The following is a 21,830-nucleotide window of genomic DNA, read 5'->3' on the forward strand; positions in this document are numbered from 1 at the left end:
CGCCGCCAAGGCACGGCGGGCCACCGCGGCAGGTGTGCGCCGGCCGCGGGTCTCAGCGACAGTGATGAACCGGGGGGCGCGCCGGGACGGGTCCGGGCGTGCCGTGCCACAGCGTGGCCGGTGCGGCCAAACGGAGGCGGCGGCACCTGGGTGGGCGCCGCATCCTTAGATTGCCGTCTTGTTTCCGGTCGTGGGAGCGACGTCGGTGGTTCTCACAACGAGACCACCCGCGGCGGCCGCCACGGTGACCGCGGCGCCTCGCGCGCGTCACACGCCGCCTCATGCGATGCGGAACCGGCCGCGTCCCGCGGCCCAGGCTCCCGCGACGCCCGCTGGACGGGTCCGCCGGGTCAGCGGCGCCGGCGGCGACGCACCGCGACCTCGGTCAACCGCCGGCACTCGAGATGATCACCGGCGTCGACGCCGGGCGAGGCCGAGTTGAGCGCCGGGACGGGCCTGGACGGGTTCACAGGGCCGGTGGTCAGGTTGACGGCGTCATGGTGGCGCGGCATTGCCCGCACGACGTCCGGTGTGCGGGAGGCCGGCCGGTCGGCGTGATCGTGCTGCTCTGTGTGCCGCACGCGCATCGCCCGTCAGCGATGTTCATCCGCCGTTGCGGCTACCGGCTGCGTTCAGCTCCGGCGCGGCGGCAGTGCCGTCGTCAGGGTCGCCCAGATCACCTTTCCCGCCGCGGTCGGCGTGGCTCCCCAGGCGTTCGCCGATCGCGCGACGATCCCCAGCCCGATGCCCCGGACGTCCAGCGGCACGTCCTCGCGGTGCACCTGCTTGACCTTGCGGGGCAGCACCGGGTCGCCGTCCTCGACCGCGAGATGCAGCAGGTCCCAGCGCCGGGAGGCGGTCACGGTGAACGGCGTCCGTGCGTGCTGCACGGCGTTGGTCACCAGCTCCGAGATGATCGCGCGGGCCGGGTGCAACAGCGTGCGCAGGCCCCAGGAAAGGACCGTGTCACCGATGAACGTCCGCGCCTCCGACGGTGCCATGACTTCGGGCTGCAGGTCGAGCCTGACCCGGCCGAAGGGTGGTGTGCTGCGGCTGAGCGCGTGCCGCGCCGCGGCCATGGTGGTGTAGATCGGGATCCGTGTCTCGACCCCGGCGCCGACCAGCTTGCGCCAGGCGGCGTCGGATGCCACGAGCACGAGCGGGACCGGCGGGTGGACGGCGCCGCTGGTGCGCTCGGCCAGGAGGACCGCGCCGACGAGCGCAGGGTTGGGCGCCTTGACCGCGGTCAGGTTCAGCAGCAGCGCCCTCGGACGCTCCGCGAGGCCTTTCCGCACCGCGGCGGCGAGGTCGATCTTGACGCGCCCGTCCCACGGCCCGTCGACGATGACCTCGACCGTGCCCTGCTCGATGTCGCTGCGCAGACCCACCCTTGACTCGATCACCGCCGCCCCACTTTCCTATCCATCCCGATGGATCGGCACCTGCACCCGCAGACTCGGAGTGTGGCCATCATCCAACAAGAATTGCGCCGCGGCAGCGAAACGGCTAATCCGTTTGGTTGAAATTTGCACTGACGGACAGGCCGTAGCGGTGCAAATCCATTATTTTCCGGCAGTCTCCTTCCCGGCCGGTCACCGCACAGTTACTGGAACCCACAGCTCGACCTCGGTGCCGATGCCCGGGCGGCTCTTGATGGTCGCGGTGCCGCCGAGGTCGTGGATCCGGCCGCGGATCGACTGCTCCACCCCCAGGCGCCCGGACCGGGCCGCGTCCCGCAGCCGATGCGACTCGAAGCCGGCACCGTCGTCGCGGACCGTCACGCGCACTCCGTCGTCCTCGTCCTCCAGGAGGATCCAGGCCCGCGCCCCCGGGCCGGCGTGCTGCCGGACGTTGTCCAGGGCGGCCTGAACGGCCGCGAACAGCTCGGCCGCCAGGGAGGACGGCAGCATGACCGGGTCGGCGGGGGCCGCGACATCGACGGTGGGCGAGGACAGCGTGGTGAGCTCGGCCCGCAGGTCGGTCTGGGCGCCCGCCCCGGGTGGCGACGTGGTGCCGCTCAGCAGATTCCGCAGTGCCACCTCCTGCTCGCCGGCCAGTGCCGCCAGTTGCGCGCCGGTGCCGCCCAGCTCCGAGCCCTCGCGCTGCACCATGGCGAGGACCTGCAGCACGCCGTCGTGGATCGGCCGGGCCAGCCGGTCCCGTTCCGCGGCGGCCGCCTCCTGGCGGATCAGCTCGGCCTGTTTGCGCTCCGCCCAGCGCTCGGAGATGTGGTGCGCGATGCCCAGCCCGCCGATCGCCGCGGCCGACACCAGCAGCAGCATGCCGGCGGTGTCGAGGTGGAGCATCGCGTCGACCGACTGCGGCGGCGCTCCACCGCCCAGGTCGATCACCGGGGCGGTCTTGACGCCGGCGGCGACGAGCACGCCGGTGATCGGGCCGAGGACCGCGGGGAGCGCGCCGCGCGGGGCGAGCACCGGTGCGGTCGCGCCGGTGACCGCGGTCGCGGCCGCGGTGACCAGCACGATCATCAGCAGGGCGGGCGTGGCGCCGTACTGCCCGGCAAGCTTCTGCGGTTGGCCGCTCGTGCCCGAGAACGCGATGAACAGGCACGTCGCCGCGCCCACCGTGAGCGCGACCGTGGCCGCGGTCCGCCACCTGTTCGCCACGGCCGCGGCGCCGATCGCCACCCCCAGCAGCGCGCAGGACCAGCGCGCGGGGCCCGCGTCGCGGGTCGCGAGCAGCGCGATCACCAGCGGCGCGGAGACCGCGATCTGTGCCGTCGCCGCGGTCAGCGCCCCGGCCAGCGACCACACTCCGGCCAGCGTGGCCAGGATCGCCGCCGCAGCGAGGGTCATCCCGCCGAGAATGGCGGTCCTGGCGTTCGGATAGCTGACGAGCGTCCGCCAGCTGACGCCCAGCAGCTCCGCGAGCCGCTCGGTCGAGAGCATGGCGAACGGCAACGCCACGACCGCCACCAGCCCACCGGCGACGATCGGCCGCAGCCGCTTCCAGCTCCAGCCCTTCTCGTCCGGCAGCCCGATCGCGGCAGGATCTCCACGCCGCCACCACCAGGTCGCCGGGGCGACGGCGGCGAGACCGGCCGCGACCAGCAGGCCACGCCAGACGGGCAGCGCCGGGTCCAGGAACTGGTAGATCGTGCCTGGCAGGGACTGGCCGAAGAGGCCGAACCCGATGACGAGGCCGGCCACGGCGGCGCCCAGACCCGGCGCACCGGTGCACAGCAGCCGCTGCGCGGCACCCAGCACCCCGATGGCGAGGAGCGGGAACGCCGCGCCGCACACGAAGTAGAAGGTCATCGTGTCCGGGACGGGAATCACCTCCGGCCACGCGATCGGCACGCACAGCAGCCCGCCCGCCGCCACCAGGTAGGGCCACCACCGCAGCAGGCACAGCGCCAGCACGGTCGCCACGGTGGGGATCAGCGGCGTGTACGGGTCAGGCCCGTAGTACGCGTCGGGCCCCTGCACGCCGAGCCGCGGCGAGAATCCTCCCCCGTGCGAGGACTGCACCACCGCGATCAGCAGACTGCCGCCCAGACCCGCCAGCGCGATCCACCACCGCGACGTCCGTTCACGCATGCCCGTGATCATGACCGACGGGCCGCGTGCGCGACGGCCGGGTGTGCCAGGCGGGCCGGGCGGCCATCCGGGTGGTACTCGAAGTGCCACCACTCGTTGTCGTACATCCGGTACAGGCCATACCGCGCGCCGTGCACCTCGAGCCAGCGCGCACCCTCCGACGGCCGGACGTCGAGCGCCAGACCAGCCACGTGCCGCGACTCGTCCGGCGGCAGCGTCCACCGCCGGGCCAGCTCCTCCGAGCCGCAGCGTTCGACCTGCGCGGCGTACAACGCGGCCTGGGCGTCGGCGTCCCGGTGGCCGGAGGTCAGTCCGAGCAGTTCCCCGTGCCGCCACAACGCCTGCGTGCGTGCCGCCTCGAACGCCGCCCGCGTCGCGGGGGTGAGACCGGCCAAGTCCTCGGCCGGGAAGCGCAGGGTCAGCGCCCACTGGCAGGCGGTGTGCCGCGCCCGCCCCGGGGTGACCAGTGCGGCGACCGGCGCCAGCGAGACCGCCAGCAGGCGGGTGACGGCGCGGTACACCGGGTCACGGCGCCGGGCGACGCCGTGCCGCCGGGCGACCACCGTCGATTGATACAGGGCCATGCACAGACCATTCCGCAACGGCGGCGGCCGGGCATGAGTAGAAGTACTCAGTCGAGACCGTGCTCGAGTGCGTAGCGCACCAACGCGCTGCGGTTGTGCAGCTGCAACTTCCCCAGCGTGTTCTGCACGTGGTTCTGCACCGTGCGGACCGAGAGCCCCAGCTCCTCCGCCACCAGCTTGTACGGCAGGCCCTTGGCGACCAGCCGCAGGACCTCGGTCTCCCGCGCGGTCAGCGCAGGCCCGCCGCTCGTGGACCGGGCCAGCTTCCGGTACTCCCCGAGCACCAGACCGGCGAGCCCGGCGGTGAACACGGCCTCGCCCTCCGCCGTGCGTCGCACCGCCTCCAGGAACTCCTGCCGTCCCGCCGACTTCACCAGGTAGCCCGTGGCACCCGCCTTCAGCGCGTCGAGCACGTCGCGCTGCTCCCCGCTGGCGGACAGCATGAGGATGCGCACCTCGGGCAGCGCGTCGAGCAGCCCGCCGATCACCTCGACACCGGACAGGTCGGTCAGCTGCAGGTCGAGCACGACCACGTCGGGGCGGGCCGCCCGCGCGACCCGCAACGCCTGCGCTCCCTCGCCGATCACGGCGGTGACCAGGTAACCGGCGTCGGTCAGGTCCCGTGCCACCCCGTCCCGCCACATCGGGTGGTCGTCCACCACCATCACCCGCACCGGCACACCGGTCACCCTATATCGGCGAGGCCCTCCGGGGAGGTGACCGGAGCGCACCCGCAGAGCCTTCGGGTGGTTGCCGGGGGACCATCGGCCGGCCGCCGAGTCCGTCGCGCGCCCGCGAGCAGTTTCACCGAAACCCGATCGCCAGGTCACGACCTGGTTATGCTGCTGGCGAAGCTGCGGCGAGCCTCAGACGTCTGCCTGTTCGGACGGCGGCGTTGGCCGAACGTCGCTGCCCGGCGCCGCGGAAGGTTTCGCGCGCACGGGGTTCTCGCGACCGCAGGGCACATCTGCCACCACTTCACGCAGACGCTCGGAAACTGGCGGCCTGAGCGTTGGCGCATACCCATCACTGCGATTGAGGGTGAATTCGTGACGCTGAAAGTCGGCTACATCATCGGCAGTCTGTCGGCCTCGTCGATCAACCGGACACTGGCCAAGGCCATCGTCCGCCTCGCGCCCGCGGAACTCGACCTCGAGGAGATCCGCATCGCGGAGCTACCTGTCTACAACCGCGACTTCGACGCCGACTACCCGCCGGAAGGCACAGCGCTCAAGGAGGCCATCGCGTCGGTCGACGCGGTCCTGTTCATCACCCCTGAGTACAACCGCGACATTCCCGGCAGCCTCAAGAACGCGATCGACTGGGCCAGCCGACCGTGGGGGACGAACTCATTCGACCGGAAGCCGTCCGCGGTCATCGGCACCTCACCGGGAAAGATCGGCACCGCGGTCGCGCAGCAGAACCTCCGGGGAATTCTGAGCTACTGCAACGCACCGCAGATGAGTGCGCCAGAGGCGTACATCCAGTTCACCCCCGGCCTGATCAACGACGACGGCGAGGTCGCCGACGCCTCCACCGAACAGTTCCTGCGCGACTTCATCGACGAGTTCTCGCGGTTCATCACGCGAGCCCTCACGGTGCTCCCTCGTTAGAGGACGATCATGGCACCGCGGCTCAGACGCCGACCCGTTCCCGTTGCTTCACCCGAGGCAGAACCTCCTTGGCGTACAGGTCGAAGAACCCTCGGTGGTGCGGCCCGATGTTCGCCACGTACACCTCGTCAAAGCCGGCGTCGACGTACCGTTCGATCATGGCCAGGTGTCGGCCCGGGTCGGGACCGAGCGCGAACTGGTCGGTGAGCATCTCGGGCTGGACCAGCGTGGTCGCCTGCTCGAAGTGGCGTGGCGACGTCAGCACCTGCGCCAGTTCGCCCGGCAGACCCTGCTGGCTCCACCTGTCGGACGCCAGCCGGAGCGCCTCGTCGTCGGTCCGCGCGTAGCAGGCCTTGAAGCCGCCCTGTGCGGGTTTCGTGCCGCCGCCGTGGTCACGGAACCGTTGCACCAGTTGAGGTTCGATCTTCGTGGAGATGTACCCGGTTCGCCCGAGGCGGTGTGCAGGTGAATTGCCGTGAGACAGGGGGTACGTGCCGACAACGGGCACGCGCAGTCTTCATACACGGAAGGGCACCTTCAATGCTTCGACCGCGTGACACCGCGACCAGGGAACGCATCGGGCGACGGTGTGGGTGGACGACACCGAGGTCGTCTCCCACGAGGGTGGCTACACCCCGTTCGAGGCGGACGTCACCGCGCACGTCCGGGCCGGTGCCGAGGTCCGGATCACCGTCGCGACCGACAATACGCTGACCTTCCGGACGATCCCGCCGGGCGTCGTCGACGACACGCCGGACGGTCGCAAGCAGCGGTACTGGCACGACTTCTTCAACTACGCCGGCATCCACCGACCGGTCTGGCTCTACGCGACCGGCGCGGCTCATGTCGCGGACCTGAACGCTGACCACCGGCCTGGACGGCGCCGACGGCTCGCTGTCCTATCGGGCCGAGGTCCGCGACGGGCACGGCACGCAGGTGCGGATCGTCCTGCGGGACGCCGACGGTGCCGAGGTCGCCGCACGGTGCCCGGCGTGCACCGGTGGGCGCCCGGCGACGGCTACCTGTACGACCTGGAGGTGCGCCTGGTCGACGGGTCCGGCGAGGTCGTCGACGACTATCGTCAGCCCGTCGGGTTCCGCACGGTGGCCGTGGACGGCATCCGGTTCCTGATCAACGGCGAAGCGTTCCACTTCACCGGGTTCGGCATGCACGAAGACCACGCCGTGATCGGCAAGGCGCACGACGACGCACACATGCTCCACGACATCGCGGTGCTGCGGTGGGCAGGCGCGAACTCCTTCCGCACGTCGCACTATCCGTACTCGCAGGACGTCCTGGAGTACGCCGACCGGCACGGCCTGGTGGTGATCGACGAGGTGGCTGCGGTCGGCCTCAATATGTCGCCACCGGAGCGCTGACCGCGATCGGTGGTCTCGGCGTCGCCTTCTCCCCGCCCGACGTGCCGGCGGTGCCGCTGGTCTCGTTCGCCGTGTACGGCATGGGGATCGCCGCGGTGCAGTCGCTCATGTGGGCGTTGCAGGCCGACACCGTCGAATACGGAGACTGGGCCTCCGGCATGCGGATCGAGGGCGAGCACTTCGCTGCCTGGCTCGTGGGGGCAGGGCCGAGCGAGCGGTCCGGGTCCGATACGGTTGATCATCCGTTCGGGTGATGTCGGCAACCGGAGGTTGGGAACGGCAGATGGTGGATGCAGCGGCAATGCGGGTCGAGTCCGATGATGTGACCTCGGACTGGACCCGTCCGGGCGTGTTCGAGGTGGCCACCGGGGTGTATCGCATCCCGCTGCCGCTACCGCAGGACGGTCTGCGATCGGTGAACGTGTACGCCCTGGCCACCGGCGACGGCCTCGTGCTGGTCGACTCGGGCTGGGCCATCGCCGAGGCCAGACAGGCACTGGATGCGGCTCTGGCCGCCCTGGACGCGGGCCTCGGGGACGTACGGCGGTTTCTCGTGACGCACGTGCACCGGGACCACTACGCGATGGCGGTGGCCGTGCGGCGCGAGTTCGGCACGGCCGTGAGCCTCGGCGAGGGAGAGGAACCCGCGATCCGTGCGCTGTCGACTCCCGGCAGTCAGCCGATGTCCGGACACTGGCAGACATTGATCCGGTGCGGCGCAGGCGAGATCGTCGAAGCGCTCCGCGCGCGGGCTGAGCTGGCGCCGCATGATCCGGCGGACTGGGCGGCGCCGGACGACTGGCTGGCCGGCGGAACGGACGTCATGCTGCCGACCAGGACCCTCCGGGTGGTGGCGACCCCTGGACATACCCGTGGGCACGTCGTATTCATCGATCGCGACGCACAGCTGATGTTCGCCGGCGACCACATCCTTCCCCACATCACGCCGTCCATCGGCTTCGAAGCGGCTGCCGCGGCGCTCCCACTGGGCAACTATCTGGACTCGTTGCGGCTGGTCCGGTCGTTGCCCGACCAGCGGCTGCTGCCGGCGCACGGCCCGGTCGGCTCGAGCGTCCACACGCGCGTCGACGAACTCCTGCACCATCACGCCGAGCGACTGGACCATGCCTGCGCGGTCGCGCGGGACGGAGCGACGGCGTATGAGGCGGCGCGTCGGCTGACCTGGACCAGGCGTCAACGCTCCTTCACCGACCTCGACCTCTTCAACCAGATGCTCGCCGTCGCCGAAACGGCCGCCCACCTCGACCTGCTCGTGGCCCAGAGGCGACTGAAGGCCATCGACGCCGATGGAGTGCGTCGCTACGACCCGGCGTGACCTCGAACCGGTCCGGCCCGTCTCCCGCCGGCACCCCGACCAGAACTGGGACCCGGCCGTCGTGACCGGCTTCCGCCTGGCCGCCGATGCCCTCACGACCCTGCCGCCGCTTCCCACAGCAGCAGCTGGCGGTGGTGGCTGAACCCGTTGCGCGCGTAGAAGTCGACCGCCCGCCGTCCCGAGTGGACGGTCACGTGCAACAGCCCCTTCGCCTTTGCCTCCGCCAGGATCGCCGCCATCAGCGCACCGCCGATGCCCCGGTTCCGGTGCTCCTCGCGGACCATCACCGACTGCACGTCCCCGAACCGCCGGTCCGGCTCCCCGTCGCCGGGCACCCGCTCCGCGACGAACAGGAAGGCGCACCCGACCACGGCCCCGTCGACCTCCGCGACGAACGGCAGGTGCGTCTCCGCATGGGCGGCCAGCCATCCCGCGTACGCCTCGAACTGGTCCGGCCCGATCCCCCGCAGCCCGGCGAGCGCCGCCGCATCCGCCGCTCCGCCCATCCGCACGATCACCCGGCGGAGTCTATGCGAGCACGGACCCGGCACCGGTCAGGCACCGGCCGCACCGCGTCGCGGCGACCGCGGCGGCGCCTTCGAGAGGACCGGCGCAGGCGCCGCCGCGATGCAGCGTGACCGTCAGCAGGGGGTGAAGAACACCTGCCTGACGCCCGAGGTGACGCCCCAGCTGCCGGCGGGTTGGCCGCAGCCGGTCCACGACTGCCCGATGAGCTGGGTCTTCGCGGCGTCGGCGTAGTAGGCGAAGACGATGAGGAGGTCACCGCCGGGCGGGGGCGGCGGGATCGCCCCGGCGGGGGTCGCGGTGCCGGCGATCACGGCGCCGGTGACCAGCAGTGCGAGCAGCGAACGACGGATCATGTCCATCCCTTCGACAATGGTCTATGTCGTGACCATCATCGGCGCCCGCGCCCCGCACCACAATGCGCCAGCGCGCCGGGGACCCTTCAGAGTGCGGCGCGGGCGCGCATGGCCGACAGGCAGGACGCGTAGCTCCAGGTGAGGTTGTGGACGCTGCGCTCGTACCCCGTGGTGCCGTCGAACTGCTCGGAGATCTCCAGGTCGTCGCTGTGGTAGACGACGGCCCGCATCATCGCGTCGCCGGTCGCCAGCAGGGCGGTGGCGGCGCCCCGTTGAACGCGCCGCGAACAGCTCCCATCGCGCCGGCAGCTTCTCCCGCCCGGGGTGGAGGCCGCGGTGGCTCAGCCGGCCGGGAGCTCCACCGTCAGGTGCGTGCCGCTGCCGGCGGGGCTGTCCAGGTGCAGCAGGCCGCGGAGCGCCGCGACCCGGGCGGCGAGCATGACGATCCCGCCGCCGATGACCGGCCGTGCGCCGCCGTCGCCGTCGTCCGCCACGGCCACCTGCACCGTCGGGCCGTGCCGCTGGACCGTGACGACCGCCCGCCGCGCGTGCGCGTGCCCGGCGGCGTTGGCAAGGGCCTCGCAGATCACGGCGTACGCGGTCGCGGCCACCGCGGGCGCCACCGGCCCGACGTCCACCGTCACGGTGACGGGGAACGGCATGGCCGAGGCGAGCCCGCGCACCGACGCCCCGAGGTCGGCGACGCCCGTGCCGCCGGCGAGCGCCAGGTCGCACAGGTCCCGCAGCGCGTGCCGCAGCTCGGTCGCGGCCCGCGCCCGCGCCTCGGGGTCGGTCGCCGCGGCCAGCTCCCGCGCCCGCCGGTGCAGGAGGTCGCCGGCATCGCCTGGATCGCCGCTGGTCTCGTCGCGCGTGGCGGGCGCGGACGCCGTACGCCGCCGGAGCGGTCCGGGCCACAGGCCGAACATCCCCACGCCACCTCACCCCTCCCGCGGACGGACGATGCCCGTGCAGAAGGGGCGGATCTCCGGCCCGCCGCGTTACCCGGAGCGGGCGGCCCGGTGCCAGATGTTCGCCGCACCGCCGAACGCGTCGCCGCTCTGCACGCCGTGGGTCAGCACCGGCCGGCCGTCGGGCACGAACGCGACGGACGGCGTGGCCGGCAGCGCGGACGCCGTGACGGCACCGGCCGCGACGGCCGCCGGGGTGCCCAGCACCCGCCGGCGGTTCCAGGTTCCAGAGTCATGTCCCCGGTCCACGCGAGCGGACCGGTCGACCGATGCCATCGACGTGAACGGCTCCGGACCACTCGTGGTCCAGAAACCCCCGGGCCCGGACGGCGGGCGGGCGGGCGGGCGAGGAAAGCGTGGACGCTGAATACCAGATCCTCCGCTTACGCGGAGGTTCCCGAATCGAACGGAAAGCAGGAAGCGCCCACATGGCCTCGGCCGTCGCCGCTCACGCCGGGATCAGCTCATGCAGCCTGTCCAGCGTGTAGGCCTCCGAGCCCGCCGGCAGGCCCTCGGGCGCGTCAATGCCGATGAACGTCACCGGACCGTCCGGGAGCCGCCCGTCCCAGGTGGTCACGCCGGCCCGGTCGCGCCACAGGTCCACGAGGTACGCCACGGTGAGGTAGCGCCGCTCCATCAGGGCCCGCACCCGGTCGGCGGTGGTGAACGTGTGCTGCTCGACCCGGTTGAACGACGGGCGGCCCTCCAGGTACAGGTGCAGCCACACCGCCTCCCAGCCGCGCTCGCCCCGGGCGAACACCATCGGCAGGGCGATGCGGCCCTGGCCGCGCAGGTCCGAGCGGGCCCGCACGGTCCGGGCGTCGAACGGGGCGCCGCGCTGGTCCAGGGCGCGGGTCTGGTAGCCGAACATCGACTCGGCGACCTCCTGGAACGACTCGCCCGAGTAGATGTGCACCTGCGGCACCACGAACGGCGCGCCGATCGTCAGCGGCACGTCGATGAACTCGGTCGCGCCGTGCGGCGCGTCGGTGATGTCACCGGAGTGCACCACCCCCTCGTGGTGGTAGTTCGTCCACGACACCTGGCCGGCGCTGTGGTAGTCGTCGTCGAGCAGCAGCACCGACAGGTCGAAGTCGGTGCGGCGGCTGGTCTGGCGCCAGTAGGTGAAGAACCGCAGCAGCTCCCCCGCGACCGGCGCCCGCGAGCCGCGCGGCAGCACCGCGAAGCCACCCTCCGCCGCCTTGCCCGACAGCGGCAGCGCCACGTCGAGCACGTCCGGGTCGACCAGCAGCGGCCGCACCGGCTCCGGCAGTCGCGCGGCGATCTGCGCGTCCAGCAGCGCCGACAGCTCCGCGACCAGCTCCGCCGGCAGCGGCGGCCGCTCGTCCGGCCCGATCCATGCGCGGCGCGACCGGTTCGCGTACATGCGGGCCGACACGGGCGCCAGCCGGTTGCCGACATGCTCCCGCAGCGAGCACAGCACCCGCCCCGACGCCGAGCCGAGCGCACCGCTGACCGCATCGACCACGACCGCCTGCTCCGCCGGCGAGGCCAGCCGCAGCAGCCGGTCCGCGGAGCGCAGCAGCATGCCCGGCGCCGCGGACAGCACCGACGCCGCCGCGCCGACGGCGCCCGCACCGATCGCCGCCTCCGCACGGCCCGCCAGGTTGCGCACCCGCCGCTCGCCGCGCGCGACCGCGAACACCGCCTGCGCGTGCGGCCACTGCCCGTGCTCGTGCGGGTGCAGGCGCTCGCCGAGCCGCTTCCACCGCTCGGCGTACCGGGCGACGTCGCCGAGCCTGTCCTGGTTGCCGGCGACGACCCGGTCCAGCGCGCCCAGCAGGACGCGCCGCTCCGGGCGCCGGAAGGAACGGAACCGGGTGGGCGCCGCCAGCGAGACGTCCCCGCCGGAGACCTGGCAGGCGAGGCGCAGCACGTCGGTCGTGGTGTCCACGGCGACCAGCGGCCGGCCGAGCACCAGCCGGACCCCGTTGAGCACCGCCCGGTGCTCCCGCACCGGGATCGTCTCCGGCTGCGGGCCGTCCACGCACGCGACCGCCAGCTCGCCGAGGAGCGCGAGGTCCGCCTCCCCGAGCGGCGTCGTGCTGCCGGCCAGGGCCAGGTACAGCCGCTCCGCCTCCACCGCTGCGGTGTCGCCGAGGTGCAGCAGCGTCAGCCGGTCACCGGCCGAGGCGATCAGCGCGTCGTGCGCGGCCAGCAGCTCCGCATACGTGTGCTGGTAGGTGCCGTAGCCCGGCAGGTCGAGCAGGTTCACGCCACCCGAGCGCACGGCGTCGCGCAGCTGCGCGTCGGAGGCCTCACCGCCGCCGGCGAGCACGGCCGCGCGCAGCCGCTGCGTCCAGAACTCCACGGTGTCCGGCACGTCGTGCGGGAAGCCGATGAAGTACGCGTTGTGCTGGACATGGTCGCCCACCAGTTGCCGTACCGCGGACACCACCGTCGCGGCGAGATCCATCGCCGGCCCGGGCGCGAGGCCACCGACGTGCTCCAGCAGCGCCCGCGACGCGGAGAACCCGGCGTCGAGCAGCGCCGCGTCCAGCTGCCGGGCCACCGCGGCGCCGTCACCGGCCGCACCGGTGCTGGCCGGCACGCGCAACGTCCTGGAAATGAGCAGCTTCTCGAGCATGCGGCCCCCGTTCGTTCGACAGCCGGCCGGGGCCGGCACGGTGGAGCGCACGATGCACCATGCGAACCGCGCGATCATGATTCCCGGTGCGACAATCATCGGCCTCAGGGCCAGTCGCCGGGCTACTGCACTGTGACTTGTCGGGCATCGCGCTCTGCACGGTGCCAATCCACGTGTCTCAGGCGAGGAAGCCGTCATAGTCAACTGTGCGGTGGAGCCGGGCGACATTCCCCAGCCATGCGAACCACGTTTACAGGGCTGCTCCGGTCTTGAACGAAGCAGCCCAGCACGTCAGGACGGCGTCAACGTTCGAGGAACCGGTCCACGAACGCACGGCACACACCGGCAACGATGGCATTAACCATGGCAGCGGCGACGGCCGTCCACGCTACGCCGCCCCGGCGGTCTCGGTCTCGCTCCTTCATTCAAAACTCCCTTGAGTGTCGGCAAACGGTCGCCGACAGGCTGCGCGTGGCAACCGGCAAGCGGGAGGTGAGTCGGTGCATGCGGGCGAACTGATCGTTACGCTGCTGCTCCGAGGCGTTGCCCGCACCGTCCAATGCGGGCAACCTGGACGGGAGGGCAAGGAGGCCTACTCAATGCCAAGGCCGCGACCGCAACTATGCCGGCTGCAGGAGGAACTGCGGTCACTGGAACGGCGTGCTGTAGAGGCACAGAAGGCGCGTGGGGAGCCTTGGTCGCGGCGAGCTGCGGCGAAGCACGCCCAACGTCGGCATCACGTTAGGTTGGACGATCGGCGGATCGGTGAATGGCTGGCGGACGACGGGCGGGCACCACGGGACGCCGACCTGGTTTGGGCACTTGTCCAAGTTTGGGCAGAATGGGCAGGAGATGGGCCTGGTCGACAGAAAAAAGGATTCTGGGTCGGACTGGTAGAAAGCGCGCAACCGTCGAACGACCCACTAAATAGACGCCCTGAGCCGGAAAACCAGGCAAAAGTATCCACGCCGCACCAACCATGGTATCTCGTATCGGCTAAGGACTGCCGGCCCGAAGAGATGGGAGTGCACAGCACCAAGGGGCAACATCCACCTTATGTGATGCGCGACCACGATGCCGAACTAAGACGGCAGCTATTGGCGGCGATGACTGACGGGGGGATGATGGTCATCGTCGGCGATTCATCGACGGGAAAATCACGCAGTCTGTGGCAGGCGATTCAGAGCATCATGCCGCACTGGAAAGTACTTCTTGTGGACACGCCAGAGGCGCTCACAGCTACCTACTCCAGCATACCAGGAAATACACTTATTCTGATCGACGACACACCAACGGTGCGGTTCCTCGCGCCGGGAGGGCTGACGCGCACTCAGGTGTTGACCCTACTCAGAAGCGGGCCACGCATCGGACGTTCGACCGAGGGCGGCCCCATTGTGGTCGTATATCTCGTATGGTCTGGGCCGCACGGCGACATGACACGCATGCCGCAAGAACCCAACACGCGTTCGCATGCGGAAACGGAAACCAGAGCAGCGCGCGACGATTGGCGAGACGCTCGCGCTGTGCTGGCATTGGCATATGGTCCAGCGATTCGGGTGCCGACCCGTTTCAGTCCAGAGGAAAGGCACCGAGCACAGTCCGTGGTAGTCGACGATCCCGACCAATCGTTCGCGGTCGCGCTCTCCGACACTCGCTACGGCTTCACACAGAATCTAGCAGGGGCACCTCGCCTCATGAGCCGCTGGCTAGACGCGGAAACGGCGTATCCTTATGGGTGGGCCGCACTGACGGCAAGCATCGACATCCGCAGAATTGGCATCCAGGCTCCACTTACGACTGCCATGCTCAGTGCTATCGCACCTGCCTATCTTACTGACCAACAGTTTGCCGACGCGCCCGCCGACTGGTGCTCCATGGCAATGCAATATGCAACCCAGGACCTGGGCGGCGGGGTACGTGCACTGCATCGGCTGCGCGGACCGGTAGTAGGCTCCGCCGGCGGTTACGACATCGCCGACTACCTGCAGCAACAGGGCGCACAGCGCAGGTACTACACCGTTGTCCCGAACGAATTATGGGACCTGTTGCCCCTACATGTCCACGATCCGAATGACCTCGATCGCCTCGCCGACAGCGCTCGAATCCGAGGTCTGACTGAGCACGCTCTGGTCCTCTTTCGACGCAGGTATGCCGACCCTCAATCTCCCATCAGCTGGCAATTCGCTGCTGCACTCGTCGAACAACGGAACGAGGACGAACTGCGACAGCGTGCAACTCACGGGGACGAAGCGGCTCGGTGGGGGCTGCTCGATCTGCTGCTGCGCGAGGATCGCGTGGACGAGGCACTGAGTCTGGCCCGCAAATATGGCTCCATTGACGACCACAGCGATGCCTGGGCAGATCTGGTCGAGGATCTCTACGACCGAAAGCAAAAGGAAGCCTTGCAGGCTTTGGCTGCAGCGGGGGACGAAATAGGCGAGCTGTTCTACGCCGAAATACTTGCGGATGATGGCCGGGAGACTGAACTTCGCACGCTCGTCGCAAACGGTGCACCCATCGCAATGACGGCACTTGCAACCGTGCTGGAGGAAGCCGGACGAATTGACGAGGCAATCGAAGTGCTTGACGAGCTGAGCGAAATCGGTGGCTATGACGGACCTCACCAGTGCGCCGCACTGCTCGCCAGGCACGGCCGAGAGTTGGAATTGCGCGAGTGGGATGAACAGGGTCCCGGACCGGCTCGCGTCTACTTGCCGTACATGCTTGCTGACCAGGGACGCGAAGATGAGGTACGTGTGTTAATGGAGTCCGAAGACTACGCGGTTCGGCACAATGCTCGACGTGCGTTGGCGTCCCTCCTAGCCGTCCAGAGCCGTGAGACTGAACTCCGTCAGCTTGGGATTGACGAGCACACTGTCGACTTCCTCGTCGACCTGCTCGCCCGACAGGGACGAGAGGGAGACCTTCGCCTACTGGCAACGGAGGGTGCGATCAGCGCCCGGCGCAGGATCGCCCAGCTCATGAGGGAGCAGAACAGAGAGCACGATCTTCGATCCGCTGCCGCCGCTGGTGATCGTGACGCTCGAATCCAGCTCGTCCACCTGCTCGCCGAGCAGAACCGCCATAGCGACCTGCGGCAGCTTGCGGCGGCGGGCGACGAAACCGCGCGTCGCCACGTTGCCGGCCTGAGACCGCGCTGGTGGCACAACTAACACGCCCAACCCTCCACGAATCGGTTTCGGCGACGAACCGCCGGCCAGGCGTAGACGCCAATAGCCTCAAAGGTCAGCCGGTTGAACGCTCCACCTCAGCCTCTCGATGCACACCTACCTTGCTGCACCGTCACTTGGTGCGGCCCCCATGAGCGGCAAACGTTGCCGGTAGAGGTCGGGCCGCAGCGAGCCACCTACCTATGCGGCCCAGCCGAACGACGCCACCGGTTCGCACAATGCGTCACCCGCTCAGGACGAACCCACAGGTGAACGTGCCGGTGAATCGCGCGATGCACCATACGAACCGGGTGATCATGGTGGCGGGCAACTCGATAGCCAGACTCACGACCGTTCCGGGCGCTAAAGCACTGTGACTTGCACCGAATAGGAAGGGGCGTCGCCGGTCACGACCCGGTACATGATCTGCTGGATCTGCCGGTCGTCGGCGAACAGCGCCACACGACCGAGTTCGCCAAGGTGGGACAGGTCGAGATTCGGGGAGACCTGCCTGCCCTGCAACACATCAGCGATGCCACCGAGGAAGTTCGTCCCATCGCCGAGCGGGCGCGGCATCGGCGACCGGACCGTTACGTCGAGCGCGATGTCCTCGGTCACGGCAGTCCAGCCGACCTCCCCCGCCGCCGCAGCCGCCGCAACAAGCAGGCGTTCCACCCGCTCACGCTGTGGATGCCGGGCAGCGAACAGCGAAGTCGCTTCGTTCTTGATCGGCGGCCAGCCAGCCACATCGAACCCGATCGCAGTCACGCGCCCAATCGCCGGCCGCGCACGCTCGGCCTTCCAGATAGCGCGGTCCACCATCCACGGCGTCACTGGCCGGCCCAGGCGCACGGTCAGCTCCTCGGCCGCGCGTTCCAGGACGGTGCGGGCCTCGGCAACGGTGACTTCGCAACCGTGCCGGTCCAGCCACCGCAGGACCATTCGATCCGGCTTGCTGATCTGCTCGGAGCCGCACAACATCCACAGATAGCCCCGCCGCACACCGTACTGACCCTCGCCCGGAACCGCGGCCAACGCCTGGTCGACCTCGTCCCAACGCTTTCCGTCGTCCATCAGGCTTTCCGCGGTGGCCAGGTCAGTCACCTCGTGATCGACGAGCACCTCCGCATAACGCCGCACGGCGTCTGCCTTCGTGATCCCGCCCCTGGTCGAGGTGAGCTGGCCATTCGTGTCACACCTCAGCGCTGCAGCACTCGGGTAACGCTCAAGCAGCGCCGGCAATGGCAGTGGGTCCGGTGGCAGAGGCAGGGACGCATCGATTAGCGGATGACCGTCACCGTTCCGTTCGGCCACGCGCCGGACGAGCGGCACCACGACCTGGTCGTAGCGGGCGGCAACAGACCAGACCGCATCGATCACGCAATACGACAGGCTTCCCCACCGCTCCCCGCGAGGTTCGAGATCCATCCCGACCAAGGTGTTCACCACGTCGAACGACATGCCGCGCAGACTGCCCGATCGCCAACCCGGACAACATCGCCCAACCAGTTGGTGGTTCGCGCACTGCATCGTCCGCCACCCGCATACTCGCAGGTAAGGCACTCGGTGAAGCGCACGATGCGCCATACGAACCGCACGATCAACGTCGAAGGGCAACCGCTCACCACAGACAAACCCAGCACCCAACGCGACAAGAGCACCCCGCGCCTGGGTTGAGGGGGTGTGGGTGGAGCGAAGTTCCCCCACTGGGGAGCACGGCGAAGCCGTGCGCGAGGAATCCACCAACCGCCAGCGAGCGACCCCGAAGGGACCGCGAGCAGGGTTCACGCCGGTTGGTAGAGCTAACGCTGGCCTACTTGAACCGGTAGACCGCGATCAAGCAAGCGTGACGGCACGTCAAACGCCCAAAGCAGACGAATGCAACATTTGACATGTTGTATGAACCTCGTCGTCACGCGGAGGTAGCCTCATCCGGTCCGCCGGTTCCAAAGGAGTGTCGAGATGTCGGAAATCAAGATCATCACGCACGTCCGCGAACTTGATGAGGCACGCGCAGTCCAGCTTGCGCGCTCGATAATCCAGGCCGAGGCCAGCCGCCTCAGATTAGGCGTGGGAAATTTTTCGATGTCGGGTCGAGTGAAAGCCAAAGATCAAGGAGTCGACGGTCGCACCTACTTCCCAACAGACTCCAAAACCATCTTGCCCATCGGACCGCAGGTATGGCAAGTCAAAAGCGGAAAAAGCGTACCGAGCGCCAGTAAAGAAATTAAACCCGCCAACATCGGGTTAATTGAAGCGATCAAGAACGGCCACGACTACGTTCTATTCTGGACGAACGATCCGTCCGACACTTCCAGAAAGTCGGTCCAAGACGACTTTCTAAGCGCCGTTCAAGGTATTCGCCCAGACGCTAAAGTCACCTTCATCTTCGGCGATGAAATTCAGCGTCTATTCAATGCCAACCGCGCGCTTTTAGCGCTGATTCCAGAGTTTCCGCTCGGCGGCTTGATCGATATCACCACCTGGCGTCGAAGCCAGGGATTTCATATAGACTATCAACCCGACGAAGAGCGCGAAAAGCACACATTAGCCATTCGGGCGCATGTCCAAAGCGAGCTAGCATCGGAATCTACCCTAAATCTTTACGGCGACACCGGCGTCGGAAAAAGCCGACTCGTACTAGAGGCTCTATCTGAACCCGGTATTAGCGAACGAGCCTTGGTCGCGATAACACCCGATGTCTTAAATAGTAGCCTAATCACTGCAATTGTCTCAAATCCTGAAAGCAGCCTGATCCTAGTTCTCGACGACTGCGGGGCCGCAGACCGAGCGAAAATTAAAAGCCTTGTCGATCTCGCAGAAGGCAGAATACGGCTAATCACGATTGGTCCGCGATACAGTCGAATGCAATCGGCATCTGATTCCAGATTCCTTGAGGTTCGACCTCTCGAAGCCGGGGCCAGTAAAGCGATTGCGTTGTCTGTAGGTCTGTCTGAGACCAATGCTGAGTTTGTGGCGCGATATACAGAAGGGTACCCGAAGTTAGCGTATGTCCTCGCCGACTCCATTGCACACGCCGCGCCCGGCGCTCATCTACTCGAACGAATGAGAACAGAATCCGTGGGTGGCATTCTTTCATCCATGCTCAATAACAATAATGACGTCGAACTTCTGGGCGGCCTGGCGATGTTCGACCGCTTGGGCTTCGACGGCGAATACGCCATCGAGACACAGCAGGCTTGCAGCGTTCTAGGAATCAGCGAAGAACAGTTCCGAAACGTGGTCGACCGCGAAACCGGACGATTTGTTTCCACAGCCGGACGCTTCAGGCAGATATCCCCCCGACTCCTAGCCGTTTGGCTGGCGGCGCATTATATTGACGGCAATCCAAGGGCACTTACGGTTGCGCTCCAAGGGCTTTCAGAAACGCTTCGCGATCGCATGCTGTCACAGATGAAGTCCTTCACCGGCGATCGCATAGTTGGTCGCGCCCTCGAACTCGCCCTCGGCTCATCCCCTTTCATCACGGGAGCCCTCGCTGACGTGGACGAGGGCTCCGCAAGGCTCATCCACGTCGCGGCGATCGTTAACCCCGGCTCCGCGATGAAGGCGATAGAGACAGCATTCGCGTCCCACACGGCAGATGAACTCGTTGTTCTACAGGGCAGAGCGAGGCGTGGAGTAGTCGAAGCACTTGAGGTCCTTCTCTGGTCTGAGGAAACCTTCGAACGTGCAGCTACGTCTTTATTGGAACTCGCCATTGCAGAGAATGAAACGTGGAGCAATAACGCAACCGGCGTTCTCAAATCACTGTTCCAGGTCTATCTCGGCGGCACGACAGTTTCATACTCTCAGCGCATTGCATGGTGCCGAAATGCTCTCCTAAGGTTCCCAGCAGCAGCCAAACTAATAATCGAAGGTTTGGCTGAAGGACTTGGCTGGAATGAAATGCGCACTCAGACTGACTTTGCCTTGGGAAACGCCCTGCTGGAATGGCGACCTAAAACAATCGGCGAGGAAATTTCGGCCCGGCGCGAAGCGTGGGGATTGCTATTCGAAACCGCCTCTAAGGGAAGCAACTTGGAGGACGTAGCTGCCGCACTCGCGAAGGGTCTTCGCACCGCGGCAGCACGCGGTCTAACAGAAGATATTCTGTCTACTCTTCCGCAAATCGCCTGGCCCTCTAAATCCCGCGTGCTTCTCGCACAGGCCATTGAGCACCTGCTTGAATATGACTCGCCGCCAGAGGACATCGCTATCCGATTTTCGGATCTTCACGGCAAGATCGTAGGCACCTCGATCGCTGAGAAAATTGCCTTGGTCCTCAATAAGGATCCATGGGAACTATATGAGGATGCTGCGACTGCGGAGCCCAGCGCACTTTTGGTTGAAGTCGTAGATGCCATAGCCGATTCTGCCGCTGAGGACGCTATTGCTGTCGCTCGACAAGCAGAGGACAGCAACGCCCAAACCGCCACGCTTGTTTTCGACCTTGTCGCGCGAAAGGGCACGAGTGAGGCATTGCTTACCATCCTTGAAGCTGCTACGCCAACCCTGGATGGAGCCACGCTCGGGACGTTCGCCGGAATGGCTCGCGCGAATGGGGCAGAATGGGCTGTCCAACGACTTCGGCAGTGGCTGAGCCAACCACTCGCGCGTTTGATTCCACGCGCTGCTCATATGCTCAGTGCGAGCCCCGAGTTGGCAACGATCGTGCTTGACGCAGTGCGCAGCGAGGCAGTAAGTGCTGCGGACTTGGGAAGATTTCTGTATGGAGCTTGGGCGCGTGAACTTCCCGCTGCTCAACTTTCTGAGATTGCGTCATTGCTGGCCGCCGAGGGGGACGCCGTACAGGTCGAGCATGCACTTGGAATCATTAGCCAGTGGCTTGACGCTCACGAAGAGCAAGAGGTAGATCCCCAAGTTGTACAAACGGCACGTGCAATATTGATGGGGACTTCACAGTTCGGCGGAAGAGAGCGATCGCGAAGTGCGCTGTACAGAGAGAGGATCTTGTCGCGCCTCGGCCTTTCAGCGTCCGACGACGTGGAGATTGTTGTAGAGCTACTTTCGAACCTAGAGTCTTTTCCGAGCGACCATGACCTTCGTTTGCTTGACAACATCCTTGTGAAGGATTCACCAAAAGCGGTACAAGCTTTGATGCAGCTAATCGTGCCGGGAGATGGTCCAGCCGGCCTAAACGCGTTCTGGCTTGACCGCGCGAACCTCCTTTCTAGAATGGCCACTCAGGCTCCTGCAGAGGTTTTAAGCGCCATCAGAAATCTCGATCAGAGTCGCTGGCGAGAGCTTCCTGCGCACGTCGATTTCTCGGGCGAACCCAATGATCTAATCCGCCTGCTGGTACTTGAAAGCACTGACGAAGTCGTAGGAGCACGTGCCGCCTTTCGATTCATCTATCCAGAAAACTTCTGGACCGGCCCAGAGTCAACTTATCTGCAGGGCCGGCGGGCCGTTGTTGCAACATGGATGAGCAGCTCCGAGGGCCCACGCTTTATCGAGTGGCTCAGCACTATCCGTGAAGAAATTGACCAGCGTATTCAACGTGCTTTACTACAAGAAGCGGAAGAGTATTAATGACCCTCTTCCAGCCTTACGCGGTTAGCCAATGGCGACGCGGCGGATAGAACATTGATTGAGGTCGATACAAGGAGTGGAGCGGCGCCCAAGCAGGCTATTTTCCCGGCGGACGTGTAAGTCGTCCCAAGACGTCTCGCTACGTGCGGTCGAGCGCAACGCAGGTGTGGGCCAT

18 protein-coding genes and 1 pseudogene are annotated in these 21,830 nt (G+C 67.4%); 7 read left to right on the forward strand and 12 right to left on the reverse strand.

The window, feature by feature from the left end; genetic code table 11:
* Nucleotides 1–632: 632 nt before the first annotated feature.
* From ACFY3L_RS15375 to ACFY3L_RS15390, 4 genes are all read right to left on the reverse strand, one after another.
* Nucleotides 633–1,403 carry an ATP-binding protein gene (locus ACFY3L_RS15375; RefSeq protein WP_389323129.1) on the reverse strand — a complete coding sequence of 257 codons (771 nt, stop codon included), beginning with the start codon at nucleotides 1,401–1,403 and terminating at the stop codon, nucleotides 633–635.
* A gap of 189 nt (nucleotides 1,404–1,592) precedes the next feature.
* Nucleotides 1,593–3,560 carry a sensor histidine kinase gene (locus ACFY3L_RS15380; protein ID WP_389323131.1) on the reverse strand — a complete coding sequence of 656 codons (1,968 nt, stop codon included), beginning with the start codon at nucleotides 3,558–3,560 and terminating at the stop codon, nucleotides 1,593–1,595.
* Between the two features lie 8 nt (nucleotides 3,561–3,568).
* Entirely contained in the window at nucleotides 3,569–4,144 is a 576-nt protein-coding gene (locus ACFY3L_RS15385; protein ID WP_389323133.1) for a D-alanyl-D-alanine carboxypeptidase family protein, read from the reverse strand.
* Nucleotides 4,145–4,191: 47 nt separating this feature from the next.
* Nucleotides 4,192–4,809: a response regulator gene (locus ACFY3L_RS15390; RefSeq protein ID WP_389324564.1), complete on the reverse strand. Its 618-nt coding sequence runs from the start codon at nucleotides 4,807–4,809 to the stop codon at nucleotides 4,192–4,194.
* Between the two features lie 174 nt (nucleotides 4,810–4,983).
* On the opposite strand from ACFY3L_RS15390, the gene ACFY3L_RS15395 reads away from it, so the two are divergent.
* Nucleotides 4,984–5,757: an NADPH-dependent FMN reductase gene (locus tag ACFY3L_RS15395; protein WP_389323135.1), complete on the forward strand. Its 774-nt coding sequence runs from the start codon at nucleotides 4,984–4,986 to the stop codon at nucleotides 5,755–5,757.
* 22 nt (nucleotides 5,758–5,779) lie between these two features.
* On the opposite strand, the gene ACFY3L_RS15400 is transcribed toward ACFY3L_RS15395, so the two are convergent.
* Nucleotides 5,780–6,166, reverse strand: coding sequence for a hypothetical protein (locus ACFY3L_RS15400; RefSeq protein WP_389323137.1), 387 nt, complete (start codon nucleotides 6,164–6,166; stop codon nucleotides 5,780–5,782).
* Between the two features lie 175 nt (nucleotides 6,167–6,341).
* Here ACFY3L_RS15400 and ACFY3L_RS15405 point away from each other — a divergent pair.
* The 4 genes and pseudogenes from ACFY3L_RS15405 to ACFY3L_RS15420 all read left to right on the forward strand — a co-directional run.
* A pseudogene (locus ACFY3L_RS15405) lies at nucleotides 6,342–6,575 on the forward strand (sugar-binding domain-containing protein); the annotation flags it as partial.
* Nucleotides 6,561–7,136, forward strand: coding sequence for a glycoside hydrolase family 2 TIM barrel-domain containing protein (locus tag ACFY3L_RS15410; protein WP_389324567.1), 576 nt, complete (start codon nucleotides 6,561–6,563; stop codon nucleotides 7,134–7,136). The pseudogene ACFY3L_RS15405 and the gene ACFY3L_RS15410, both read left to right, overlap by 15 nt.
* Before the next feature lie 5 nt (nucleotides 7,137–7,141).
* Entirely contained in the window at nucleotides 7,142–7,390 is a 249-nt protein-coding gene (locus tag ACFY3L_RS15415; protein WP_389324570.1) for an MFS transporter, read from the forward strand.
* A gap of 47 nt (nucleotides 7,391–7,437) precedes the next feature.
* The gene (locus ACFY3L_RS15420; RefSeq protein ID WP_389323139.1) at nucleotides 7,438–8,472 is read left to right on the forward strand and encodes an MBL fold metallo-hydrolase; all 1,035 of its coding nucleotides are present in this window, start codon (nucleotides 7,438–7,440) and stop codon (nucleotides 8,470–8,472) included.
* A gap of 92 nt (nucleotides 8,473–8,564) precedes the next feature.
* Here the strand turns inward: ACFY3L_RS15420 and ACFY3L_RS15425 are convergent, their stop codons facing one another.
* The 6 genes from ACFY3L_RS15425 to ACFY3L_RS15450 all read right to left on the reverse strand — a co-directional run bounded on the left by ACFY3L_RS15425 (nucleotide 8,565) and on the right by ACFY3L_RS15450 (nucleotide 12,929).
* Nucleotides 8,565–8,990, reverse strand: coding sequence for a GNAT family N-acetyltransferase (locus ACFY3L_RS15425; protein WP_389323141.1), 426 nt, complete (start codon nucleotides 8,988–8,990; stop codon nucleotides 8,565–8,567).
* A 123-nt stretch (nucleotides 8,991–9,113) separates the two neighbouring features.
* Nucleotides 9,114–9,353 (reverse strand): DUF6289 family protein, encoded by a 240-nt coding sequence (locus tag ACFY3L_RS15430; protein WP_389323143.1) that lies wholly within the window; start codon nucleotides 9,351–9,353, stop codon nucleotides 9,114–9,116.
* Between the two features lie 86 nt (nucleotides 9,354–9,439).
* Nucleotides 9,440–9,586, reverse strand: coding sequence for a hypothetical protein (locus ACFY3L_RS15435; RefSeq protein WP_389323145.1), 147 nt, complete (start codon nucleotides 9,584–9,586; stop codon nucleotides 9,440–9,442).
* Nucleotides 9,587–9,694: 108 nt separating this feature from the next.
* A complete protein-coding gene (locus ACFY3L_RS15440) occupies nucleotides 9,695–10,285 on the reverse strand; it encodes a hypothetical protein (RefSeq protein ID WP_389323147.1) in 591 nt (196 codons plus the stop codon).
* A 66-nt stretch (nucleotides 10,286–10,351) separates the two neighbouring features.
* Nucleotides 10,352–10,528, reverse strand: coding sequence for a hypothetical protein (locus ACFY3L_RS15445; protein ID WP_389323149.1), 177 nt, complete (start codon nucleotides 10,526–10,528; stop codon nucleotides 10,352–10,354).
* 241 nt (nucleotides 10,529–10,769) lie between these two features.
* Complete coding sequence (locus tag ACFY3L_RS15450) at nucleotides 10,770–12,929, reverse strand: hypothetical protein (RefSeq protein WP_389323151.1); 2,160 nt, start codon at nucleotides 12,927–12,929, stop codon at nucleotides 10,770–10,772.
* A gap of 1,025 nt (nucleotides 12,930–13,954) precedes the next feature.
* On the opposite strand from ACFY3L_RS15450, the gene ACFY3L_RS15455 reads away from it, so the two are divergent.
* Nucleotides 13,955–16,102 carry a hypothetical protein gene (locus tag ACFY3L_RS15455; RefSeq protein WP_389323153.1) on the forward strand — a complete coding sequence of 716 codons (2,148 nt, stop codon included), beginning with the start codon at nucleotides 13,955–13,957 and terminating at the stop codon, nucleotides 16,100–16,102.
* A 360-nt stretch (nucleotides 16,103–16,462) separates the two neighbouring features.
* On the opposite strand, the gene ACFY3L_RS15460 is transcribed toward ACFY3L_RS15455, so the two are convergent.
* Nucleotides 16,463–17,560: a hypothetical protein gene (locus ACFY3L_RS15460; protein ID WP_389323155.1), complete on the reverse strand. Its 1,098-nt coding sequence runs from the start codon at nucleotides 17,558–17,560 to the stop codon at nucleotides 16,463–16,465.
* Nucleotides 17,561–18,061: 501 nt separating this feature from the next.
* Between ACFY3L_RS15460 and ACFY3L_RS15465 the strand changes: the two genes are divergently transcribed.
* Nucleotides 18,062–21,655: a hypothetical protein gene (locus ACFY3L_RS15465; RefSeq protein ID WP_389323158.1), complete on the forward strand. Its 3,594-nt coding sequence runs from the start codon at nucleotides 18,062–18,064 to the stop codon at nucleotides 21,653–21,655.
* Nucleotides 21,656–21,830 lie beyond the last annotated feature (175 nt).

This window comes from Dactylosporangium sp. NPDC000521 (assembly GCF_042898305.1).
Taxonomy (GTDB): domain Bacteria; phylum Actinomycetota; class Actinomycetes; order Mycobacteriales; family Micromonosporaceae; genus Dactylosporangium.